This is a genomic window from Sorangium sp. So ce204 (genome assembly GCF_051526795.1).
GTDB classification, from domain to species: domain Bacteria; phylum Myxococcota_A; class Polyangia; order Polyangiales; family Polyangiaceae; genus Sorangium; species Sorangium cellulosum_B.
Window position 1 is genome coordinate 92,041 of sequence record NZ_CP150317.1, and the last position, 21,467, is coordinate 113,507.

The window sequence follows — 21,467 nt, forward strand, 5'->3', positions numbered from 1 at the left end:
CGTCTCGTCCTTGAAGGAGCTCCGGCTGCGGGTCGCGTTCCTGCGGAGCGAGGTGCTGCGCGCCGATCTGCCCTCCGTCGCCCGCGCGCTCGACGACCTCTGCCGCGACGCCGAGCAGGCCAACCCCCTCGCGCGCGACGTGCTGGGCGCCGTCGTGCCGGTCCTCGTGGATCCTGCGCTCTCCGAGCGCGTCGAGCAGCTCCGCGAGCTCGCGTCCTCCCATGCCCTGCTGCCGCTCTCGCGCCTCCTGCGCCGCAAGGCGCGGCGGCCCGAGGCGCAGCCGGCCTCGCCGGCGCCCGACGAGCGGCTCGTCGCCACGTCGAGCGCCGGTCGCGCGCTCACGCTCGGCGAGCGGCGCGCGCTGGCCCGGCGGCCGACCCGCGCGGCCTTCGACGCCCTGCTCCGGGACCCGCACCCGCTGGTCATCCGCAACCTGCTCGCCAACCCGCGCTTGACCGAGGATGACGTCGTCCGCCTCGCGGCGCGCCGCCCGGCGAACGCGGAGGTCCTGACGGAGATCGCGAAGCACCCCGAGTGGCCGCAGCGCGCGCGGGTGCGCATGGCGATCGTGCAGAACCCGGGCGCGCCGCAGGAGATCGCGGTGCCCATGGTGCGCCTCCTCCTGCGGCCCGAGCTCCTGCGGCTCGCGGCGGCGGCGGACGTGCCCGCGGTCGTCCGGGCCGCGGCGCGGGAGCTGCTCGATCGCCGTCCGCCCGTCCCGCACAAGCCAGGCGGGCCGCTGGCGCAGTGAGGCCGCGCCCTGCGCGGGGTCGGCGGCGTGCGCGCAGGCCGCCGCCGCGGTGCTGTCATCGGAGAGGAGGAGAAGAGAGCAGAGAGGGAGTGAAGGAGAGAGGGAGTCGAAGGAGAGAGGGAGTCAGGAGAGAGGGAGAGAGGTCGCGCAGGGCGCTTTCGTGAATCGGCGCCCGCCGGCGAGGCTACGCGACCTCGGCCCAGCACCGCGCGAGGCGGCGCACGCCCTCGTCCAGGTCCTCGTCGCACGCCACCGAGGAGAAGCAGAGCCGGAGGGCGAATGGGCTCACGGCGCCGTGAGCCCGGAACAGCGAGCCCGGGTCGAAGGCGACGCCGTGCTCGATGGCGGCGGCCAGGAAGAAGGCCTCGTTCGGCTCGGCGTCGGGCTCGACCCAGATCGCGAAGCCGCCGGCGGGCGGGTCGAACCGCCAGCCGGGCAGGTGCTTTCGGAGCGCCCGCTCCATGCGGGCGGCGCGGCGACCGTAGAACTCCCGCAGGCGCACGAGCCGCTGATCGAAGTCCTCCGTGCGGAGGTAGTCTTCCAGGATGGCCTGCGGCAGGCTGGCCGCCTGCTGATCGGCGGATTGCTTCAGCTGGAGGACCTCGGCGCGGAGCGAGCGCGGGGGCACGAGCCAGCCGACGCGGAGGCCGGGGCAGAGCGTCTTCGAGAACGTGCCGACGTGGAACACGCGATCGGGCGCCTCGGCCAGGAGCGGCCGCGGGGCGGCGCCGTCAAAGGACAGATCCGCGTAAGCGTCGTCCTCGATGATGGGCCGGAGGGTCGAGAGGACCCTGGCTCGATCGCTGCGCGACAGCGTGCGTCCACGCGGATTGGAGACGGCGGGCATGAGATAATAGGCATCGACGTTGCCGCCGCCGTCGACGACCGTCGCGCCGAGCTCCTGGAACCGATCGAGCGCGCCGGGGGAGCTCTCGCGGTCGACGCCGATCCTGGCGCGCGATCCGCGGACCAGCTGCGCGGCGAGGGACACGGCCTGCTGTGCGCCACGGGTCACGATGACGTCATCGCGAGCCACCTGGGCGCCGCGCCGGCGCAGCTGCCCGGCGATCCAGGCGCGGAGGTCCTCGTCGCCCTCGGGCCAGCACCACGGGAGCGCCGGGCGGCTGGGGTTCTGAAGAGCGCGAACGAACGAGGCCGCGAGCTTCGAGCGCGGGAACTCGCCCGGGGCGGGCAGCCCGCCCGCGAAGCTGATGAGACCAGGTGTGTCCGCGGCGCGCCGCTTCAGGGGGTCGAACCGCTCGAGGCCGTGTCCGAGCCGCGGTCCGCTCCGCGGCGCATCACGCGAGATCGGGGCCTGCACAGGCCGGGTGTGAGACGACGGGGGAGGAGGCGTTGCGCGCGCTGTGGCATCCATAGAGTTCAGGGTCCGAGCGAGGCCATTCAAGGATGGTGCCGCCCGGGCTGCCCGTCTCCAGATGGAGCGGAAGCGCTCGCGTCCCATCGCGGGACGGAACTCCATGGAAAATTGGTTACATCGCGGCAACCTGGGACGGGCCAGGGCGTGTAACGGCATGTTGCGGGGTGTGGCGTGCGCGCGCGGCGAGTCAGGCCGCCACAGGGCATCGAAGGGCGTGGAGAGGCGCGCGTTCGCCCGGGGCGGCTATCGATGTGGAGCTTGCTCCCGCAGGACGTGGAGCTCGTTCTCGTGGCCAGTCAAGGCTCTGTTCCCCAGGCGAGCTCGCCGTCGTGGTACACGGTGACCCGCTCGAAAGGCATGAAGGTGGTGTTGGTGCCGAAGGAGTAGTCGTCGGTCTGCGTCATTCGGTCGTAGTTGTCGCCGTTGTAGATGCGGATCTGCACATTTCCGGACGTGACGTTCGGGGCGATGCTACCTGCGGCGGCGAGGAAACCGAGCTCGAGATAGTGATCGGCCTTCGTGCCCGATGCCTCGCCGAACGTCCTTGTGACGTTGGCGCATCCGCCGGGGATCGACGAGAAGTCGCACTCGCTCTTGAGATCCACCTTCGCGACGTCGGCCGTGAACCAGTAGCGAATCGTCAGATCGCCGAGCGCGATGCTCGCATCGTCCGTGTTCTTGACCTGTACCATGAACGACAGATGCTGGGACTCGACGGTGGTGTCCCTCGCAGCATATTGCAGCTCGAGCGCCGGTGTGGTCACGCCGCCAGTGGTGGAGCTCGCGGTGGTGGAGCTCGTGGCGCTACCGCCGCCGGTGCCTGTCGTGCTGCTCGTCGTGGAGCTGGCCGAGCTGCTCGCCGAGGAGCTGGCCGAGGCGCTCGTCGTGGAGCTGGCCGAGGCGCTCGTCGTGGAGCTGGCCGAGGCGCTCGTCGTGGAGCTGGTCGAGCTGCTCGCCGAGGAGCTGGCCGAGGCGCTCGCAGCGTCGTCCCCGCCAGCGCCGCCCAGACCCCCAGCGCCGCCGGCACCATCGGCGCCACCTGAGCCGGACGAGCTGCTCACCGTCGCGCTCGTGACATCGCCCGCAGCGCTGGACGAGCCGCTCGTTGCGGAGCTCGTCGAGCCGCTCGTCGCAGATGCGGTGGAGCCAGCGCCGGCTGAGCTGGACGAAGGTGCCCCACCCGAGCTGGCGGCGGCGCCGCCTCCGGCTCCTGTGTTCTCGCCGTCCAGGCTGGAGCCTTGGGCACATGCCACGAGCGTCAGGAACGAGATGGCACAGAGCGCGGTGGTTCCCTTCAGCCTGGAGCTCGATCGGTTGACTCGGTTGACCCGATTGCCGCGACTGCCCAGCTGCGGCGGCGCTCCTGCCCTCGTCGATACCTTCCCCCTGGAACCCCGGATACGAGCTGCTCCCGAGGTCATCGGGCCGAGCTGCGACGCACACCTTGCCATCGGTCGCATCTTGAACACCCCTGCGACCGCTCGACCAAGTCCGAAGGCCGAACGGAAGGAAGTTGAGGTCAACAGCTTATAGAGAACCGCCTGGTATCAGCAAGAGGCTTGCCATGCGAACTTTCTGTCGATGTCGTAGCTGATAGGGTATTCGTCTACATGCATTGCCCTCGGATAGGGCGAATGAATGCTGGCCATACACTGGACGACGTTTCATGTGTCTTGCGGACACCGCGCCACGCCGCGCCAGCGGCGCCGGTGTGGCGTCCCTGGCGTCAGTCGGGTGAAGTGACGGGGCCGCGCTGCGCGTCCTTCCGCGGAGGCGGCGCGTGGGCCAGTTGAACGCGGAGCCCGCCACGAACCGCGTTGACCACTGCGCCGGTCTCTCCCCGTCGCCCAACGAGAGCGCCGAACCGCAGAACGCGTCGCCCTTGTCCTCTGTGCAGGGCGCGCTCCAGCGAGAGGATCGGTCCGCCCAGCCGTAGCTCACGTCCAGGGGAAGGGCATGAAACCAGGCGCTGCCTGTCGGTGAGCGCGCGAGGGGGTCACGTGGCGCGCGCGGGCTGCGAGGCCTCGAGCCGCGCCTTTTCAGCGAGCAGCAGCTCGGTGAACGCCGCGATGAACATGCGCCTGGCGAGCGATCCGAGCGGCTTGCCGACGAGCGGCAGCGGGATGTCGAAGCGCGATGTCCAGTCGATCTCCGTGCCCTCGCCGCGCGGGGTGAAGCGGAGACGCGAGCCCTGGTGCCGGAGCGGCTGCGTGCTCTCGACGATCTGGTAGTCGAACGAGGACGGCCGCTCGAAGGCCGTGATCTCCTCGACGTAGCGGATCCGCTTCCCGACGCGCACCTCGCGGAGGGCGCCGAGGCCGTTGTGCTCGGTGAGCCCTGGCCGGACAACCTTCGTGTGGGTGCCGTCCCCGGAGCGCAGGAAGCGTTCGTGGTCAGCCACCGCGTCGAAGACCCGCTCGACCGGGGCGTGGATGTAGACGTTGACGTGGACCTCTTGCATGCGGCGACCATCGCACGAAGACCTCGCCGAGCGAGCACGCGGGCACGGTCTGCCGAGCGAGGGCAGGGCGGGGGAGCGGGGAGTTCGCTGGTGGGCTTCAGGATCCGTTCCTGTTGAATATGGCGGCGTCGCGTCGCTGAACTCAACCAGGGTGCGATCGTTGGTCCCCAGTCGGCGGCTCAACCTCGGCGGCTCAACCTCGGTCGGTCGGCAGCTCAACCTCGGTCGGCAGCTCAACCTCGCTCGGTCGGCAGCTCAACCTCGGTCGGTCGGCAGCTCAACCTCGGTCGGTCGGCAGCTCAACCTCGGTCGGTCGGTGGCTCAACCTCGGTCGGCAGCTCAACCTCGGTCGGTCGGTGGCTCAACCTCGGTCGGCAGCTCAACCTCGGTGCGGTCGACTGTGTGAATGTGTGCCGATGTGAGACATATTTGCCTTGATGCCTTGCCAACCGAAGGGGGCCCTCACATAAGGTGAGTGAATGTTCACTCACCAATCCGGAGGCGGCCTATGACAGAAGCTGTGGATGCGCTGGTCGTCGGTGGAGGTCCGACGGGCTTGACGATGGCCGGAGAGCTTGCTCGGCGCGGGCTCGCAGTGCGGATCGTGGACAAGGCACTGGAGCCCCCGCCGGATCACTCGCGAGCGCTCGTGGTGCAGACGCGGACCATGGAGATCTTCACCAGCATGGGGATCGCAGACGCCGCGATGGCGCGCGCCACGCGCGTCGGAGGGCTCAACGTCCTCCTCTCGAACGGCCAGCGCGCACGCTTGCCGATCTTCGACTTCCCGGAGCTCTCCACGCCCGTTCCGGGCATCTTCGTCATCCAGCAGTTCGACACCGAGCGCGTCCTCGAGTCGCGCCTCTCGGAGCTGGGCGTGACGGTCGAGCGCGGCGTCGAGCTCGCTTCCTATACCCAGGACAGCGCCGGCGTCACATGCACTCTCCGCAGGGTCGACGGGAACACCGAGGTGGTGCGCGCGACGTGGCTCCTCGGTTGCGACGGCGCGCGCAGCGCCGTCCGCCAGGGCGCAGACATCGCCTTCGAGGGCGACACCTACGACGATCACTGCATGCTCGGCGACCTCGTCATCGACTGGCCGCTGCCGGACGGCGACATCTATATCAGCCCTTCGCGCCGGGGCCTCGCAGCGGCCTTCCCCGTGCCCGGAAGCCACCGGTTCCGGATCGTCCTTATCCTGCCCGAAGCGTCGCCGGCGCGCGGCGCGTCGCTCTCGCTCGAGGAGTTCGAAGGCGTGATGCGCTCGATGATCCCCACGCCCTTCAGGGTACAGAAGGCGATCGTCCTCTCGCGCTACCGGCTGCACCACCGCGTCGCCACGCGGCTGCGCAAGGGGCGCGTGTTCCTCGCCGGCGACGCGGCGCACATCCACAGCCCGGCCGGCGGGCAGGGGATGAACACCGGAATCCAGGACGCGTACAACCTGGCGTGGAAGCTCGCGGCCGTCGAGCAGGGCAGGATGCCAGCGTGGCTGCTCGACACCTACGAGATGGAGCGGCTGCCCGTCGCGCGCCGGCTGATCGACTTCACAGACCGCCTCTTCGGGCTCATGGCCGGACACGGTCTCATGGGCCGGGCGCTGCGCGTCGTCGCGCCGCGCCTGATGACCCGCGCCATCGGCGTCGCTGCCGTGCAACGCCGGATGCTGGGGTTCGTCTCGCAGCTCAAGATCCGATACCGGAAGAGCCCGCTGTCCATCCAGATCGGGCACCCGCCGGAGCGCGGGCCCCGCGCCGGAGATCGCGCGCCAGACGCCTCGCTGCGCGGCGCGGCGGGACAGCAGGTCCACCTGTTCGAGCTGATGCGCGGCGTCGAATCCACGCTGCTGCTCTTCGCCGGTCCACCCCAGGGCCGCGCGAACGCCGAGGCGCACGGGCACGTCCGGCGGCTCGCCGCGGAGCTCGGCCGGCCGGATCTCAAGGTGCTTATCATCAGCGCGCCCGAGGCCGGAGGGTACGCAGATCCGGGCGGGCGCGCCCACGCGGCGTACGGCGTCGAGGCGGCAGCCGCCGTCCTCGTCCGGCCGGACGGCTATGTCGGCGTGCGCTGCGATCCGCTCGACGAGCGCCAGCTCCGGCAGGCGCTCGACCGGCTCTTCACCCGCAGGGCCGAGGCCGCCTAGGGCGCGCCGCCCGCAGCGCGCCCGAGCCGCCGCGCGGCGCTGCTAGATGTCGAGGAGAGAGGACACGAATGAGCCGACGCCCGCGCCCGCACGACACGTTGACCGAGGCGCAGAAGAAGATCGTCGACGCTGCGGTGGCCGCCTTCGCCGAGCAGGGCTTCCACGGCACCGCGACCAAGGAGATCGCGCGGCGCGCAGGGGTCGCCGAGGCGACGATCTTCAAGTACTTCCCGAGCAAGCGGGACCTCCTCCTGGGCGTCATCGGTCCCGCCGTCGAGCGGCTCGTCGGGCCCGCGCTGGCGCGCTCCATGGACCCGCTCTTCGACGCGACGTACCCGACCTTCGAGGCGTTCTTGCGGGCGCTCCTCGCCGAGCGCATCGCCTTCGTGCGCGCGCACCCGCAGCTGGTGCGCATCCTCGCGCAGGAGCTGCCGTTCGACGCCGAGCTGCGGCTCGGCATCGCCGGCAGGGTCTTCGGGCCGCTCCTCGAGAAGGGGATCACCTTGATCGAGCACTTCCAGCGCGAAGGGCAGATCGTCGGGTGGCCGCCGCCCCTCGTCATCCGCTGCGTCGCCTCGGCGTTCGTGGGGTACATCGTCCACCGCGTGTACATCGCCCCCGATGCGGCGTGGGACGACGAGGCGGAGATCGAGCGGGTCATCGCCTTCGTGATCCGCGGCCTCTCGCCTCGCGAGCCCCCGTGACCCCGTGCGTGGGTGTGCGGCCCGCCGGCCGCGCAGGCGCGGCGGCTCAGCTCGTCGTCAGCAGCGAGCGGAGCTGCGACGGCGACAGCTGGTAATCCTTGCCGCAATAATCGCAGCGGATGTCGAGGACCTTCCCGTCCGTGACCATCTCCTCGATGTCGCTCCGCGGCAGGCTCGCCAGCGTGGCCATCACCCGGAGCTCGCTGCAGCGACAGCTGAAGCTGAGCGGAGAGTCCTCGAGCCGTGAGAACGGCATGCCGTAAAGCAGCTCCCCGAGCAGCACGTCCGCCGAGGCTCCCTCGTGCGCCAGCACCTCGTCGAGGCGCTCGAAGTCCTTGAGCCGCTCGGTCATCACCATGAGCGGACCGCGCTCGACCTCCGGGAGCAGCTGCACGAGGTAGCCGCCGGAAGCGCCGACGCCGTCCTCGCCGATCAGCGTCGCCACCGCGATCATCGAGACGACCTGCTCCGATTCCTGCATGTACGTCATCAGGCCCGCGGAGATGCCGCCCTCGGTCGGGATCTCGACGACCCCCTGGTGGAGCATGCCGCTCGGCAGCGTGCGCATGACCTGCAGCAGCGACCCTCCGCCGATCTCCACCGCGCTCTCCGCCGTGGCCCCCTTGCCCAGGTTGACCAGGCCGCGGCTCGTGCCGTCCGGGTGCGAGTCGGCCACCAGGGTCCCGTGACCGGCCGCGCCCTTGACGATCGCCTGGACCCGCAGGTTCGGCGCCATCGCCTCGCGCACGAGGATGGCGCCGGTGATCAGCTCTCCCAGCCGCTGCGCGGTCGCGCCGGTCGCGGATTGCACCGCGATGGCCCCCCGCACGGTCTCGGTGGTCAGCGCCGTGATGACGCGAAAAGCGCCATCCATCGTGATGGCGCGGACGACGGAATCAGAAGGTCGGGGCAAGATGCACTCTCCCGTGGGAAAACATCGTTAGGCCACGGACGGCCGATGGCAACCCGCGGCGCATCGGTCGTCGCAGGCGGAGGCGCCCCGCAGGCGGGCGCGCCTCGCATAAAAGCATAATCATTCCGCTGACTTGTAGCACAGGCGCCCCCTCCTGCGCGGCGCGGGGGGCGCCGCCCGGGGGGAGAGCTCAGCTGCGCCGGCGGCGCCGGTGCAGCACGGCGGCGCAGGCGCCGGCCGCGAGCAGGGCCCACGGCGCCGAGCGGCTGCCGTCGCCCTCTGCGCCCACCGTGCAGGCGCAGCCGCCGCCTTCCACCACGACGCCCTCACCGGGGAGCGGTGGGGTGCACGGGCCGATCGTGTTGTCGGGGTTGCGGCAACCCGGGACGCACTCCTGCGTGGCCTCGTCGCACACCATCCCGGCGCCGCAAGCGCTGTCCTGCTCGCACTCCGCGGGCTGATCGTCCGCGGGGTTGTTCGGATCGCGCTCGCCCCCGTCGACCACCCCGTCGTGGTCCGTGTCCTCCTCGCCGTCGCTCGCCCCGCCGCCGTCGGTGTCGGCCTGCGTCGGCGAGGTCGTCGTCGCCCCGTCGTCGCCGTCCGGCACGCAGGTGGCCGCGTCGGCGTCGGTGTCCTCGTGCGAGCAGCCCTTGCCCAGCTCGGTCCCATCGAAGAGCCCGTCCCCGTCGCTGTCGGGATCGAGCGCGTTGATCTTCCCGTCCTCGTCCGTGTCGACGCCAGGCTCGACCTCCTCGCCGTCGATCACGCCGTCGTCGTCGCTGTCGGCGTCGTCCGGATCGGTGCCGAGCGCCGTCTCCTCGCTGTTCGAGAGGCCGTCGCCGTCGCGATCGCCGAGATCGTCCCCGGCGTCGTTCGGATCGGTCTCGCCCTCGTCGACCTTGCCGTCGTGGTTCAGGTCCTCCTCGCCGTCGCTCTGGCCGCCGCGGTCGGTGTCGGGATTCACCACGCTCGTCGTGGTGGTCCCGCCGTCGGCGTCGGGCGTGCAGCTCTCGGCCACGGCATCGGTGTCCGGGTCCGCGCAGTCCTTCCCCGCCTCCGTGCCGTCGAAGAGCCCGTCGCCGTCGCTGTCCGCGTCCAGGACGTCGGCCTGGCCGTCGCCTTCGCCGTCGTCGCTGGGGTTCGGCTCCTCGCCGTCGAGCAGGCCGTCGTTGTCGGTGTCGCGATCTTCCGGATCCGAACCGAGGAACACCTCGAGATCGTCGCTCAGCCCGTCGGCGTCTCCGTCGGCGTTCTGGCTGTCGTCGTCGCCGTGGCCGGCGGTCGGGTCCGTCTCGCCGGCCTCGAGCACGCCGTTCAGGTTGGCGTCCTCCGAGCCGTCGGTCGCGCCGCCCCGGTCGCTGTCACGGCTCAGCGCCGACGTCTTCGTGGCCCCGCTGTCCCCGTCCGCCGTGCAGTGCTCGGCGTCCGCGTCGGTGCCGGGGCCCTCGCAGGCGAGGCCGAGCTCGGTCCCGTCGTAGAGCCCGTCGTCGTCGCTGTCCACGTCGAGGGGGTGGATGAGCCCGTCTCCGTCCGCGTCGTCCGCCGGGTTCGGCTCCTGCCCGTCCTGCACGCCGTCGTCGTCCGAGTCGGCGTCGTCCGGGTCCGTGCCCAGCGTCTCCTCGAGATCGTCGCTCAGCCCGTCCTCGTCCGCGTCGTCGTTGTCGCCGTCGTCGTCGCCGCGCCCGCGGGTCGGGTCGGTCTCGCCGTTGTCCGCGACGCCGTTCAGGTTGGCGTCCTCGGAGCCGTCGCTCGTGCCGCCGCCGTCCGTGTCCGCGTCGAGCGGCGACGTCTTCGTGGCGCCGGCGTCCTCGTCCGGGGCGCAGCGCCGCGACGGCGCGGTGCCAGGTCCGTTGCAGTCCAGGCCGAGCTCGGTCCCGTCGAAGAGGCCGTCGTTGTCGCTGTCGACGTCGAGCGCGTTGAGGAGCCCGTCGCCGTCCGTGTCGTCCGCCGGGTTCGGCTCGAGCCCGTCGCGGACGCCGTCACCGTCGGTGTCGGCGTCGTTCGGGTCCGTGCCGAGCGAGACCTCGAGAGCATCGCTCAGCCCGTCGTCGTCGGTGTCCGTGTTCTGCGGATCGTCGTCTCCATGACCGGAACGGGGGTCGGTCTCGCCCGCGTCGAGCGCGCCGTTCAGGTTGACGTCCTCGGAGCCGTCGCTCGCGCCGCCGCGATCCGTGTCGGCCTCGAGCGGCGACGTCCTCGTGGCGCCCGCGTCGCCGTCGGCAGCGCAGTCGCCCGCCGTCGCGTCGGTGCCCGGGCCGTCGCAGCCGAGCCCGAGCTCGGTCCCGTCGAAGAGGCCGTCGTTGTCGCTGTCGACGTCGAGCGGGTTGATCAGCCCGTCGCCGTCGTTGTCGTCCGTCGGGTTCGGCTCGTCGCCGTCGCGCACGCCGTCGTCGTCGCTGTCGGCGTCGTTCGGATCGGTGCCGAGCGTCTCCTCGAGATCGTCGCCGAGCCCGTCGTTGTCGGCGTCGGCGCGCTGGTCGTCGGCGCCGTGCCCGGCCGCGGGGTCGGTCTCGCCCGCGTCGAGCACGCCGTTCAGGTTGGCGTCCTCCGAGCCGTCGAGCACGCCGCCGTTGTCGGTGTCCGCGTCGAGCGGGTCGGTCGTCGTCGCTCCGGCATCGCCGTCGGGCGCGCAGTGCCCCGCCCGCGCGTCCGTCCCCGGACCATCGCAGTCCGTCAAGCCGATCTCTGTCGCGTCGAGCAGCCCGTCGTCGTCGCTGTCGACGTCCCGCGCGTTGATGAGGCCATCGCCGTCGGTGTCGCGGTCCCAGAGCTGCTCGTCGCCGTCGCTCACGCCGTCGTCGTCCGTGTCGGCGTCGTTCGGGTCCGTGCCGGCGAAGTTCTCGTCGCCGTCGCTCAGCCCGTCGCCGTCGCTGTCGACGAGGATCTCCGTGGGCGGCGTGCCCGGCTCCGCGCCGTTGCCGTCCGTCGGGTAGTCCTGGGCAGCGCCTCCCGCGGGGCTCCGCCCTGTGATGATGGCCTGGTTCGCGATCTCGCCGCCCGTGCCCGGATCGATGGTCACGCGGAACCGCACCGTCGTGGTCTCGCTGACGCCGAGCGACCCGCCCTGGGCCGCGTCGGCGCCGTCGCCGAGCCGGACGCGGACCGTCCTCGATCCGGCGACGTACTCGCCCTCGTCGTCGCCGGGCGCGTCGGTCATGCCGCCCATGTTCGGGCCCGAGGCGATCTCCAGCGAGCCCGGCACGAAGGTGACCCCGGCGGGCAGCGGGTCGTTCAGCACGACCACCGCGGCGTCGTCATCCCCGGTGTTGGCGACGAGGATCGTGTATTCGAGCGTGTCGCCAGGCGTGACGCCGCCGCCGTTGAGATCGAGGACCGACTTGGTCGACGTGGAGAGATCCGGGAGGCGCGTCGGCACCGACGTGATGAGGCCGCCGAACAGGTAGCTGTCGGCGCCGTTGACGACCGCCCCGACATTGGCCTCCGTGTCGCCGGCCCTGAGCAGGTTGGCCGGCACCTGCGTCACGTCGATGTCGATGCCGCTCATGCTCAGCGGCCCGCCGGTGAGCCTCGGCAGATCGCCCACCGAGGACATCGGCGCGCCGAGGAACGAGCGGGAGCTGTTGAAGAAGTTGTTCGCCGGGTTCTGTGCGTCGAACAGCGCGGTCCCGTTCCACTCGATCGCGTCGCCGGTCGAGCTGTCTCCCTCGTACCCGATGACGCCGACCTTCGCCTGGCCCCCGACCGGGGGGACGACGAACCCCGAGACCTTCCACCGCACCGGCATGCCGGTGATCACCTGATCCAGCCCGTCGAAGACGGCGAGGTTCCGCGCGGGCGCGGTCGTCAGCTCATAAAGCACGACCATCCACCAGCCGGCGAACGCGGCCTGCTGGCTCACGCTGTCCAGATCGGTCCCGTTGGAGATCCCGCTCAGGCGATACGCCCCCGCGCCGCGCGCCTGCACGATCGACGTGACGTTGGCGACGACCTGGGCGTGGGCGAGACCCAAGATCTCCGTCTGGCCCGAGAGCGTACCGGTCACGGTAGAAGTGGGGCCGCTCCGCCGATCCAGGGTCACGGTGAGATCGGCCGAGGTGCCGCTGTCGCGGCTCACCGTCCAGTAGAGGTACGCGTGGGTCACCCGCGCGCCCGCGGGGAGGCTGAGGACCGCGGTGCTGCGGGCAGCCGCGGGATCGACGTTGTTGTTCGCCTCGGCCTGCCCTGCGAGGGGGCTGTCGCCCCACCAGTAGACGTCGGGCGCCGAGTCCTCCAGCGTCTCGGGCGTGCCGCACGTCCCGACCGTGCCCAAAAGCGGCGCGAGCGTGGACTGCGCGCAATCGTGCGCGAGCGTGTTGCCGATGAGGACGAAATCACCCCGCTGCGCCACCTGGACCCGCAGGACTGGAGCCGCGCTCGCGGTCCCAGAGAGCGCCCCGAGCAGCGCGGCGCCGGTGAGCCCCGTGAATGCCAATCGCTTTGTCATCGACGCCTCCAGCCTAGGGCTGCTTCTTTTCCTTCTCGATGATGTTGAACTGGACGCGCCGGTTCTTCTGGCGACCCGCCTCGGTCTTGTTCTCCGCGATCGGGACGTCGGGGCCGTAGCCCTTCGCCTGCAGGCGCTGGGCCGCGACGCCGCGCTCGACGAGCGCCTTCAGCACCGACTCCGCGCGGGCCTGGCTCAGCTTCGTGTTGAACTGGCGCGTGCCGCGGTCGTCCGTGTGGCCCTGGACCTCGATCTTGAGGATCTCCGGGTGGTCCTTGAGCACGCCGGCGACCTCCTCGAGCAGCTCGTTGCTCACCGGACGGATGGTCGCCTTGCCGATGTCGAACTGCACCTGCTGCAGGATGACGATCTCGGTCTCGGTCACCCGGACCGCGACAGGGCACCCGTTCTGCGTCGGATCTTCGTTCGGCTTGCCCTTCTCGTTCGGGCAGGCGTCCTTGTCGTCGCGGATGCCGTCGCCGTCGGTGTCGCCCGGGCAGCCGTTCGTGGCCGGGTCGGTCGTGACGAGTCCGGGCAGATCCGGGCAGGCGTCCGACGCGTCGGGGACCGTGTCCCCATCGCGATCGGGCGGCGGCGGGCACCCGTGCTGCTTCGGGTCGTCGTTCGCCGGGCCGGCCTGCTCCGGGCAGGCGTCGACGTCGTCCGTGATGCCGTCCTTGTCGCGGTCCCCTGGCGGCGGGCAGCCGTTCTTCTTCGGGTCCGGCGAGGCGACGCCGGTCACGGCGGGGCAGGCGTCGACGTCGTCCGTGATGCCGTCGTGGTCCGCGTCCTTGGGCGGCGGACAGCCGTTCTTCGTGCGATCCGGGCTGCGGACGCCCGCGGTGTGCGGGCACGCGTCGTCCACGTCGGCGATGCCGTCGGCGTCCTGGTCCTTCACGGGCGGCTTCACCTCGGGCGAGTAGGCGACCATGGCCACCGCGCGGAACGAGGGCGTGCCGACGCCGGGGGTGAGGCCGGGGCCCACGCCGAGCCCGGCCTCGAAGTCGTCCGCGAAGCGGTAGCGCCCGCCGAGCAGGGCTTCCAGGTTGGTCGTGCGCTGCTGGACGTCGGTGACCGTGATCGCGCCGGTGATCTCGGGGCCGATCTGCAGGCGTCGCTCGTCGTCGAGCAGCAGCCCGACGCCGGCGCCCCAGTGCACCGTCATCCCCTGCTCGACGTTGGCGAACTGCTTCGTGGACCGGAACTCCGGCCCCGCGGCGAGCGACCACACCGCGCGATCCAGGTGGCCGCCGAGGATGAGCTGCGGACCGCCGCGCACGCTGCCGTCGCCCGAATACGCCTTGGGGTCGCCGGTCGGCAGCCACACGTAGCCGCCGAGGGCGAGCTGGAACGGATCGAAGTAGCCGCCGAGGAGCGTCGCGCGCGCGCCGAGCCGGAGATCCCCGAGGGCGCTGCTGGTCGGCGGCGGCAGCAAGGCGCCGGAGGCGGCGCCGCCGTCGCCCGACTGGAGCGCGATGGGCAGATCGATGTTCACGGTGAGGCGCTCCCACAGAGAGAGCGAGGCGCTCAGGTGGAGCAGGAGCTGGCTGCCGACGACCTTGCCGTCGCCGAGCTCCTCGTTCCCCGACAACCGCCGCAACACGAGCGGATCCTGGGCATAATCGCCGAGGAGCATGATGTGGGGTGCGGCGCTTCCTGCCGTGTAGGCGGACTGGACTCCGAACATCCTGTCGCCGGCGGGTGCAGGCTGGAACCTGTCGAGCGCGAAGCCTTCGGGTCTCGCGGGTTCCTGCGCCTCGGCGCGCGCCGCTGCGCCGAGCAGGCACAGCGCCGCCGCGAGCGCGGCCGTCGGATGGGTCCCCTGTGTACGAGCCGGCATGAACGAGGTCGCCTCCCTGCGCGAAGGAACAGCAAGCACGAGGAGTATCGACCGAAACGGCGGCGGCGTTCAACGTTTCACGAGGTTTTTGGGGCGCGCGCCGGCCGATCGGGCCAGCTCGGGCGCGGCGCCCTGCAGCGCGCGGGGGGCGTGGCGTCCTGCGCGGGATCACGGCGCGGCTCGAGCCGGCGTCCGGAGTTTCCTGCGTGGAAGGTCAGGCCCGATGGCGTCGTGAGTTGGCGGTGTGTCACGTCGCACGGCAGGGTTGCTACCAGAGAGCGGCGGCGGTAGAGCGGCCACCTGACCCCGCGGCACGCACTGCTTGCGGTACTCGTTCAGGAGGCACCATGTCCCGCGAACCCAAGAGTTTCGACAACCTCCTCGGCGGCAACGCCAAGGGCCTGAGCGACCTGCAGCTCAAGGCGCACTTCACGCTGTACCAGGGCTACGTGAAGAAGCTCAACGAGATCTGGGAGCAGCTTGGCAAGGCCGACCGCAGCGCGCCGAACTACTCGTACAACGCGTACAGCGAGCTGAAGCGTCGCGAGCCGGTCGCCTTCAACGGCACGGTGCTCCACGAGCTGTACTTCGAGAACATCGGCAACGGCTCGACGCAGCCGAGCGCCCAGTCGAAGAAGCTCATCGAGGCGTCGTTCGGCAGCTTCGACGCCTGGCTGGCCGACGCGAAGGCGTCGCTCCTGAGCGCGCACGGCTGGACGGTGCTCGTGTACGACTACCAGGAGCAGAAGCTCTTCAATAACCTCGTCCGGACCGAGCACGATGTCGGTCTGTTCGCGAACACGCATATCATGGTCGCCATCGACGCCTGGGAGCACGCGTACTTTGCGGACTACCAGACCAAGAAGGCGGACTATGTGGCCAACGTGCTCTCGGGCCTGAACTGGGACGTGATCAACGCGCGCCTCGCGCAGATCGGGCCGCACGCTCAGCAGGGTTAGTCCCTTGGTTGCACGGCGGGGGCGCGCGCCCCCGCCGCCCCACCACCCCGCGAGCCATTTACCCCATGTGCCCCGGCCGCGTTCGTCCTGTAGACTGGGCGCGGCGATGAGCAAGGCCGAGTCGAGCACCCGCGCCGCCGGGGAAGAGAGCCTCATCTACGTGCGCCGGATCCACCGGCGCGACCTGAACCGGGTCTGGGAATTCCTCAAGAAGGTGTTCCGCGACGTCAACCGGGAGACGGTCGAATACCAGCGGCCTCGCTCGAAGAAGCGGTTCCTCGAGGTCTACGAAGAAGAAGGGGTCGAGCAGCTCCTCTTCGAGGTCCGGGCGGCGCATGGTCAGGAGATCGTCGGCTACGCGGAGTGCGCGTTCGAGATCACCGGGACCGATAACTGGATGAACGAGCGCTACTTCACGAAGCACGACATGCGCCCGCTGTTCGTCGAGGAGCTCGCGGTCCACCCCGAGTACCAGGGCCGCGGCGTCGGCGCCTTCATGCTCGAGCAGCTCGAGCACCTCGCGCGCATCCACGGCTGCACCCACCTCGTGCTGGAGGTGGCCGAGAACAACGACGGCGCCCTCAAGTTCTACCGGAAGCGCAGCTTCTACCGGCTCGACGCCGCGATCTTCATGGCGAAGAAGGTCGCTGTCGACGCGGAGCTCCTGCCGCCTCGGGCGCTCAAGAAGCCCCGCAACCCGGAGGCGCTCGGCGCGCCCGCGAAGCCGAAGCGAGCGCCGCGGCGGACGCTGAAGGCGCGCGGCGGCGAGAAGAGGTCGAGCGCCCCGCCGCCGGCGTCGCGCCCGCGGCCGGCGTCGCGCCCGCCGGGCCCCGCGACGGACGAGGCGATCGATCCGCTCGACGAGGCGGAGAACGACGGCGGCGGCGACCCGCCGTGAGCGCGAGGGCGGCGAGGCGCCCTCGCCACGGCGGGTGAGGGCGGGTCAGATCGTGCCGTGCTGGCGCAGGGTCGCCGGCAAGGACAGCGCGTGATCGATGCAGGCGCGGATGTCGTCGAAGCTCGACAGGCCGTACCAGAACACCGTCCAGTTCTCGTTGCGGTAGCTGCCCTCGGCCTGCTGGAAATACCAGGGGTTGATCTCGTTGCCGTTCCGGGCGCGCCAGAACAGCTTCGGGTTCTCGCTCTTCATCCGCGTCCAGAGCGAGCCGCCGATCCCCACGCCCTGCGCCTCCGAGGTCACCGCGAACTTGTCGAGGTACGGAGTGAGCGGGGCCCTCCCGCCCGGGTCGAGCGTGAGGATCGCCGTCGCCCGGTAGGAGTCGGACAGGTAGATGCGATAGAAAGGCTTCTTGTCGAAGTAGTGCTCGTCGAGCTTCCGCAGGAAGCACGCCTCGAGCAGATCGCGAAGCCGGTCGCGGTCGATGCCGTCCAGCGTGTCGTGCCGGAGGATCCGCTCGCCGCGGCGGACGAGCGTGCCAGAGCCCGTGTGCGTGAAGAGCTCCTTCGCCAGGTGATCCGGCGATGTGATCGAGACCGAGGAGGTCGCCGGCAGCCCGTCGAGCAGGAGCTTGATCTCCTGCAGCTTGAGGCGCATGCCGCCGTTCAGCGAGGGCTGGGCCATGAGGCCCGCGAAATCCTCCTCGAGGTTGATGGCCGAGATGATGCGCCCGTGCTCGTCGAGGAGGCCGCCCGTGCTCGTGAGGAAGATCATCTTGAACGGCTGCGTGGCGAGCGCGAGCTCGCGCGCGGCGACGTCGGCGTTGATGTTGAGGATCTGCCCGCCCGGCGTCTCCCCGAGGCAGGCCAGGATCGGCAGGTGCCCGGCGCGGAGGCTGGACCTCACCGCGTCGACATGGACGCGCTCCACCTTGCCCACCAGCCCGAGGCGCGGCTCGTCGAGCAGCGACGCCTCGAAGACGCCCGCCGTGATCGGCCGCGTGCGCGTGCCCATCTCCTCGAGCGCCTCGACGAGCCGCAGGTTCTCGCGGAGGAAGACGCGGCGGGCGATCTCCAGGATGCGGGGCGTCGTGACGCGCAGGCCATTGACCCGCTCCGTCGGGATGCCCGCCTGGGCGAGCGCCCGATCGAGCTGCGGCCCCGCGCCATGGATGACGACGGGGTACAGCCCGACCTGGTTGAGGAACACGAGCGAGGTCGCGAGCGCCTCGAGGTCCTCGTCGAGGATGGCGCCGCCGACCTTGATGATCGCAAACTTCTGCTGATCGACGGCCGCGTACTGCTTCAGGTACTGCTCGACCTCCTTGCGGCTGCCGAGGTTCCTGAGCAGGCGGACGATGACGTCTTGCGTCGAGCCCATCGTTGTCACCACCCGTTGGCCAGCACGTCCATCACGGCCTTCTGGACATGCAGCCGATTCTCTGCCTCGTCGATGACCATCGATGCAGGCGAGTCGATCACCGCGTCCGTGACCTTCACGTTGCGCCGGACCGGCAGGCAGTGGGAGAAGAGCCCCCCCGCGGTGAGCGACATCTTCTGCTCATCGACGATGAAGTGCTTGTTCCTGTCGCGGATGGGCTTCTCCTGCTCCCAGCGGCCGAAGTAGGGAATCGCGCCCCAGCTCTTCGCGTACACGACGTGGGCGCCCTCGTAGGCGGACTTGATGTCGTAGGTGATCGAGAGCTTCTGCCCGTTGCCTTCGGCGCTCTTCCTGGCTGCGTCGAGGTAGCGCGCGTCGAGGTGGTACTCCTCGCTGGGGCAGAGAAGGGTGACGTCCATGCCGAGCTTGGACGCGATGAGGACGGCCGAGTTGGCGACCGCGGTGTTGAGCGGGCGCGGGTGATACGTCCAGGTGAGGACGAACTTCTTGCCGTCGAGGCGGCCGAGGCGCTCCTTCATGGCGAGCGCGAGCGCGAGCTCCTGGCAGGGGTGGGTGATGGTCTCCAGGTTGACGACCGGCACGGTGGCGTGGCGGGCGAAGCCCTGGAGCACCTTGTCCTGGCGATCGTCCTCCCAGCGCTGGAACTTGGGGAACGCGCGCACGCCGATGAGGTCGGCGTAGCGGGAGAGCACGCGGGCGACCTCCTGGATGTGCTCCTCCGGCTCGCCATCCATCGCGATGCCTTCCTCGAACTCGATGGGCCAGGCGCTCCGGCCAGGCTCGAGCACGACGGCGTGGCCGCCGAGCTCGCGGATGCCGACGTCGAAGGAGGTGCGCGTCCTCAGCGATGGGTTGAAGAAGACGAGCGCGATGGTGCGATCCTTGAGGCGCGGCTCGATCGGCCGCCGCTTGAAGCGCTGCGCGCGCTCGAGGAGGCCCTCGATCTCTGCGCGGGTGTAGTCCATCGTGGTCAGGAAGTGCCGCATCGGATGCCTCCTCGTTTGAACGGCGCGGAGCGGGCGTTCGCATTGGAGCAAGCCTGGCCGTGATGTCAACGCCGCTCATGGGCGCGCCGCGCGCGGGCGATTCAAGCGGCGGCCCCTCGCCCCCGGCGGGCCGGGATCGCTGCGCGACGCGTCGTCCAGCGGCGGGCTGATGCGCTCCGCGGCCAGCCCGCGATGGTGCGCTCTCCTCTGCGGTGCCCGACGACACGGGCGGGCCGCGATGTCAGTTGTTGCGCGGACCCATGATGCGTGTGTGTCGCGAGCGCGCTTCGGCGCTCGTCGGCGTCGTTCGTTGCATCGTTCGTTGCGTCGTTCGTGCCTCACGCGTCCGACGTCGGCCGGCCGCACCACGCCTGGAGGGGGCTCCGGCAGCGTCGGGGATATCACGATTGAAGTCGCTGGTTTCAGGAACGAAAGAAGTACGTCGATCCCCTAGGGAAAACGCGCGGAAGGTGAGGGGACATGCCTTGGCCCGCATCCTGCTAATCAGGTAGGGCAGAGCGCCCGTGACGGTCTCCCCCCCACCGTCGAATGGGCGCTCTTTTTTTTGTGCTTTGCGGTGGCGTGAAGGAGCGGGTGTTCCCGTGACGCTGGTCGTGATCCTCACGGTGCGGTGCGAGGCGCTCGACGCGTTCCGCGCGTACGAGAGGAGGGCGGCGGCCGTGATGGCGCGGTACGGCGGCGCGATCGAGCGGACCGTGGTGACCGCGCCCGACGGCGCTGGGCTCACCTTCAAGGAGATTCACATCGTCACCTTTCCGGACGAACACGCCTTCTCGGCGTATCGCCGCGATGCCGAGCTCGGGGCGGTGGCGCATCTGCGGGACGCGTCGGTCGTCCACACAGAGATCCTGCCTGGAGAAGAGGGGCCGGACTACCACGCCGGCCCTGCCTGACCGGCGCCGCGGTACGGCGCTGCGTCACGTCTCGAGGACGTTGCCGCTCTCGGCTCGCGCGGGCGGTTCGGCGACGCAGGCGGTGGCGACGCGCCGGAACCCGACCCGCTCATAGACGCGCGCGACGTGGTCGTTCTGCGCGGACAGGAACACGGTGCGGCTGCCGGCGTCCAGGGCGTGGCGGGCCAGGACCGCGGTGACCGCGGCGGCGAGGCCGCGCCGCCGGGCGGCCGGCAGCGTCCCCACGCCGACGATCTCGGCGACGTCCCGCACGTGCTGGTAGCTGCCGATGCAGAGCGGACCAGCGAGCGCTCCCTCGCGGCCCCGAGCGGCCGCGTGCACGAGCGTCCCCTCGATCAGCGACGCGTGCCATGCGGCCGCCTGTCCCGCCGGGAGCACGGCCGCGGCGGCCTCCCGCTCGGCCGGTCCCGCAGAACCGACCGCGGTGTCGAGCGCGCCGAAGGCGACGTGCGCGACGGCCTGCACGGCGGCGAGATCCGGGTCCTGGGCGGTGAGGATCGAGAGCGAGACGTCCTCTGGCAAAGGCGTCTGGTGGGGCTCGCCGCAGAGCACGAGCAGCGGGCAGCGCCGGACGTGCAGGCCGGCCGCCTCGGCCGTGGCGTCGAGCCCAGGGGTGGTCTCCAGCACCCACTCGAACGCTTCCGGGATCGAGAGCTGCCGCTGGCGCGCGCGCACCGCGGCCACGTCCTCGACCGATACGGGGCCGGGATGGCCGAGGGCGGGGCGGGCATAGTAGGGCCAGCCGTCGCCGCGGCGAACGAAGAGCGTCAGCGGTCCGTGATCCTCTGCGTCAGCGCGCCAGCGAGGGACGGCATCGTAAAACCGCTCGATGACGGCGAGGAGAGCGCTCACGGGCCGCGATTGTGTCACGGGATGCGCGCCGGTGCGAGGAACGCCGGGCCCCTCGGAGAGGCTTTTCCGTGCTGGCGCCGAGCGTCGCCGGCGCCCGCCGGACATCGCGCGTCGAGGGGGGCCGACTTCCGCCGCTCGGGTGTAGACTCGTCCTATGCACCGACGTGGCTTGTGCGCGACCTGCGCCGCCCTCGCGCTCGCGACGCTCTACACCATCGGCTGCGGTCCCTCGCCAGCTCGGCTGTCGTCTGGGGCCGCCGCCCCGGTCGAGCTCGTGCTTCCGCCCGCGCGCCCTGGCGCGCCCGAGCCCAGGCTGGCGGCGGATGAGCCGGAGTCCCGGAGGGACGAGACACAGCGCCTGCCCTTCGTGGGCACGTGGGTCAGCGAGGACGACGGCTCGCTCCTCGAGCTGAGCGCGACGAGCTTCCACCTCCGCTTTCCGTACATGGGCGCTCCGCGTGACCTCTACGCGCGCGTCACCTCGTACGACACCGAGCGTGGCCACATCGCGCTCGAGTACACCCGCATCCTGCAGGATGGAGTCGAGGAGCCCATCGAGGAGCCCGTCGTGTACATGCGCTACGAGATCCGCGACGGCGGCCTGTACAAGCACGTCGACGCCGAGGATTTCCCCACCGCCGTGGACGACGAGCGGTTCGTGCGGACCCCCGGCCGGCGGTGAGCGCCCGCCGGACCCCGGCGCCCACGACCCGCTGCGTGACATGTCACGGTCCGTGGCGTGACATGTCACGGTCCGTGGCGTGACATGTCACGACGTTGCAGCTGCTCGCGCGGGCAGCGC

At 70.8% G+C, this 21,467-nt stretch carries 17 protein-coding genes; 8 read left to right on the forward strand and 9 right to left on the reverse strand.

The window, feature by feature from the left end; translation table 11 throughout:
* The first annotated feature begins 10 nt into the window (after nt 1–10).
* Nucleotides 11–751 (forward strand): hypothetical protein, encoded by a 741-nt coding sequence (locus WMF22_RS00360; protein WP_049876124.1) that lies wholly within the window; start codon nt 11–13, stop codon nt 749–751.
* Nucleotides 752–935: 184 nt separating this feature from the next.
* Here WMF22_RS00360 and WMF22_RS00365 read toward each other — a convergent pair whose 3' ends face one another.
* Nucleotides 936–2,072: a PLP-dependent aminotransferase family protein gene (locus WMF22_RS00365; protein ID WP_438034465.1), complete on the reverse strand. Its 1,137-nt coding sequence runs from the start codon at nt 2,070–2,072 to the stop codon at nt 936–938.
* A 353-nt stretch (nt 2,073–2,425) separates the two neighbouring features.
* Nucleotides 2,426–2,821, reverse strand: a complete 396-nt coding sequence (locus WMF22_RS00370) for a cellulose binding domain-containing protein (RefSeq protein ID WP_437297129.1) — start codon at nt 2,819–2,821, stop codon at nt 2,426–2,428.
* Between WMF22_RS00370 and WMF22_RS00375 the strand changes: the two genes are divergently transcribed.
* The gene (locus WMF22_RS00375) at nt 2,820–3,662 is read left to right on the forward strand and encodes a hypothetical protein (RefSeq protein ID WP_438034466.1); all 843 of its coding nucleotides are present in this window, start codon (nt 2,820–2,822) and stop codon (nt 3,660–3,662) included. The genes WMF22_RS00370 and WMF22_RS00375 overlap by 2 nt on opposite strands.
* A 463-nt stretch (nt 3,663–4,125) precedes the next feature.
* On the opposite strand, the gene WMF22_RS00380 is transcribed toward WMF22_RS00375, so the two are convergent.
* A complete protein-coding gene (locus tag WMF22_RS00380; protein ID WP_049876125.1) occupies nt 4,126–4,590 on the reverse strand; it encodes an SRPBCC family protein in 465 nt (154 codons plus the stop codon).
* Nucleotides 4,591–5,098: 508 nt separating this feature from the next.
* Between WMF22_RS00380 and WMF22_RS00385 the strand changes: the two genes are divergently transcribed.
* Together WMF22_RS00385 and WMF22_RS00390 are read left to right on the forward strand one after the other, a co-directional pair.
* Nucleotides 5,099–6,733 (forward strand): FAD-dependent monooxygenase, encoded by a 1,635-nt coding sequence (locus tag WMF22_RS00385; protein ID WP_438034467.1) that lies wholly within the window; start codon nt 5,099–5,101, stop codon nt 6,731–6,733.
* 68 nt (nt 6,734–6,801) lie between these two features.
* On the forward strand, nt 6,802–7,437 hold the full coding sequence (locus tag WMF22_RS00390) for a TetR/AcrR family transcriptional regulator (protein WP_437297132.1): 636 nt from the start codon (nt 6,802–6,804) through the stop codon (nt 7,435–7,437).
* A 46-nt stretch (nt 7,438–7,483) separates the two neighbouring features.
* Here the strand turns inward: WMF22_RS00390 and WMF22_RS00395 are convergent, their stop codons facing one another.
* The 3 genes from WMF22_RS00395 to WMF22_RS00405 all read right to left on the reverse strand — a co-directional run bounded on the left by WMF22_RS00395 (nt 7,484) and on the right by WMF22_RS00405 (nt 14,634).
* On the reverse strand, nt 7,484–8,350 hold the full coding sequence (locus WMF22_RS00395; protein WP_438034468.1) for an Hsp33 family molecular chaperone HslO: 867 nt from the start codon (nt 8,348–8,350) through the stop codon (nt 7,484–7,486).
* 190 nt (nt 8,351–8,540) lie between these two features.
* A complete protein-coding gene (locus WMF22_RS00400; RefSeq protein WP_438034469.1) occupies nt 8,541–12,794 on the reverse strand; it encodes a hypothetical protein in 4,254 nt (1,417 codons plus the stop codon).
* 13 nt (nt 12,795–12,807) lie between these two features.
* Nucleotides 12,808–14,634, reverse strand: a complete 1,827-nt coding sequence (locus WMF22_RS00405; protein WP_438034470.1) for an OmpA family protein — start codon at nt 14,632–14,634, stop codon at nt 12,808–12,810.
* A 347-nt stretch (nt 14,635–14,981) separates the two neighbouring features.
* On the opposite strand from WMF22_RS00405, the gene WMF22_RS00410 reads away from it, so the two are divergent.
* Both WMF22_RS00410 and WMF22_RS00415 read left to right on the forward strand, forming a co-directional pair.
* A complete protein-coding gene (locus WMF22_RS00410) occupies nt 14,982–15,593 on the forward strand; it encodes a superoxide dismutase (protein ID WP_012232705.1) in 612 nt (203 codons plus the stop codon).
* A 106-nt stretch (nt 15,594–15,699) separates the two neighbouring features.
* Nucleotides 15,700–16,491, forward strand: a complete 792-nt coding sequence (locus WMF22_RS00415) for a GNAT family N-acetyltransferase (protein ID WP_437297136.1) — start codon at nt 15,700–15,702, stop codon at nt 16,489–16,491.
* Between the two features lie 45 nt (nt 16,492–16,536).
* Here WMF22_RS00415 and WMF22_RS00420 read toward each other — a convergent pair whose 3' ends face one another.
* Together WMF22_RS00420 and WMF22_RS00425 are read right to left on the reverse strand one after the other, a co-directional pair.
* Nucleotides 16,537–17,871: an acetylglutamate kinase gene (locus tag WMF22_RS00420; protein ID WP_437297137.1), complete on the reverse strand. Its 1,335-nt coding sequence runs from the start codon at nt 17,869–17,871 to the stop codon at nt 16,537–16,539.
* A gap of 5 nt (nt 17,872–17,876) precedes the next feature.
* Complete coding sequence (locus tag WMF22_RS00425) at nt 17,877–18,878, reverse strand: N-acetylornithine carbamoyltransferase (RefSeq protein ID WP_438034471.1); 1,002 nt, start codon at nt 18,876–18,878, stop codon at nt 17,877–17,879.
* Nucleotides 18,879–19,480: 602 nt separating this feature from the next.
* Between WMF22_RS00425 and WMF22_RS00430 the strand changes: the two genes are divergently transcribed.
* The gene (locus WMF22_RS00430) at nt 19,481–19,792 is read left to right on the forward strand and encodes a hypothetical protein (RefSeq protein WP_438034472.1); all 312 of its coding nucleotides are present in this window, start codon (nt 19,481–19,483) and stop codon (nt 19,790–19,792) included.
* Between the two features lie 24 nt (nt 19,793–19,816).
* Here the strand turns inward: WMF22_RS00430 and WMF22_RS00435 are convergent, their stop codons facing one another.
* Nucleotides 19,817–20,665 carry a GNAT family N-acetyltransferase gene (locus WMF22_RS00435; protein ID WP_438034473.1) on the reverse strand — a complete coding sequence of 283 codons (849 nt, stop codon included), beginning with the start codon at nt 20,663–20,665 and terminating at the stop codon, nt 19,817–19,819.
* A 154-nt stretch (nt 20,666–20,819) separates the two neighbouring features.
* On the opposite strand from WMF22_RS00435, the gene WMF22_RS00440 reads away from it, so the two are divergent.
* On the forward strand, nt 20,820–21,347 hold the full coding sequence (locus tag WMF22_RS00440; RefSeq protein WP_438034474.1) for a hypothetical protein: 528 nt from the start codon (nt 20,820–20,822) through the stop codon (nt 21,345–21,347).
* The last annotated feature ends 120 nt before the right edge of the window (nt 21,348–21,467 follow it).

Coding starts and splice junctions, on each gene's coding strand:
- WMF22_RS00375 (WP_438034466.1), top strand. CDS start 2,820: ATGAACGACAGATGCTGGGACTCGACGGTGGTGTCCCTCGCAGCATAT.
- WMF22_RS00370 (WP_437297129.1), bottom strand. CDS start 2,821: ATGGTACAGGTCAAGAACACGGACGATGCGAGCATCGCGCTCGGCGAT.
- WMF22_RS00380 (WP_049876125.1), bottom strand. CDS start 4,590: ATGCAAGAGGTCCACGTCAACGTCTACATCCACGCCCCGGTCGAGCGG.
- WMF22_RS00385 (WP_438034467.1), top strand. CDS start 5,099: ATGACAGAAGCTGTGGATGCGCTGGTCGTCGGTGGAGGTCCGACGGGC.
- WMF22_RS00390 (WP_437297132.1), top strand. CDS start 6,802: ATGAGCCGACGCCCGCGCCCGCACGACACGTTGACCGAGGCGCAGAAG.
- WMF22_RS00400 (WP_438034469.1), bottom strand. CDS start 12,794: ATGACAAAGCGATTGGCATTCACGGGGCTCACCGGCGCCGCGCTGCTC.
- WMF22_RS00405 (WP_438034470.1), bottom strand. CDS start 14,634: ATGCCGGCTCGTACACAGGGGACCCATCCGACGGCCGCGCTCGCGGCG.
- WMF22_RS00410 (WP_012232705.1), top strand. CDS start 14,982: ATGTCCCGCGAACCCAAGAGTTTCGACAACCTCCTCGGCGGCAACGCC.
- WMF22_RS00415 (WP_437297136.1), top strand. CDS start 15,700: ATGAGCAAGGCCGAGTCGAGCACCCGCGCCGCCGGGGAAGAGAGCCTC.
- WMF22_RS00420 (WP_437297137.1), bottom strand. CDS start 17,871: ATGGGCTCGACGCAAGACGTCATCGTCCGCCTGCTCAGGAACCTCGGC.
- WMF22_RS00425 (WP_438034471.1), bottom strand. CDS start 18,878: ATGCGGCACTTCCTGACCACGATGGACTACACCCGCGCAGAGATCGAG.
- WMF22_RS00440 (WP_438034474.1), top strand. CDS start 20,820: ATGCACCGACGTGGCTTGTGCGCGACCTGCGCCGCCCTCGCGCTCGCG.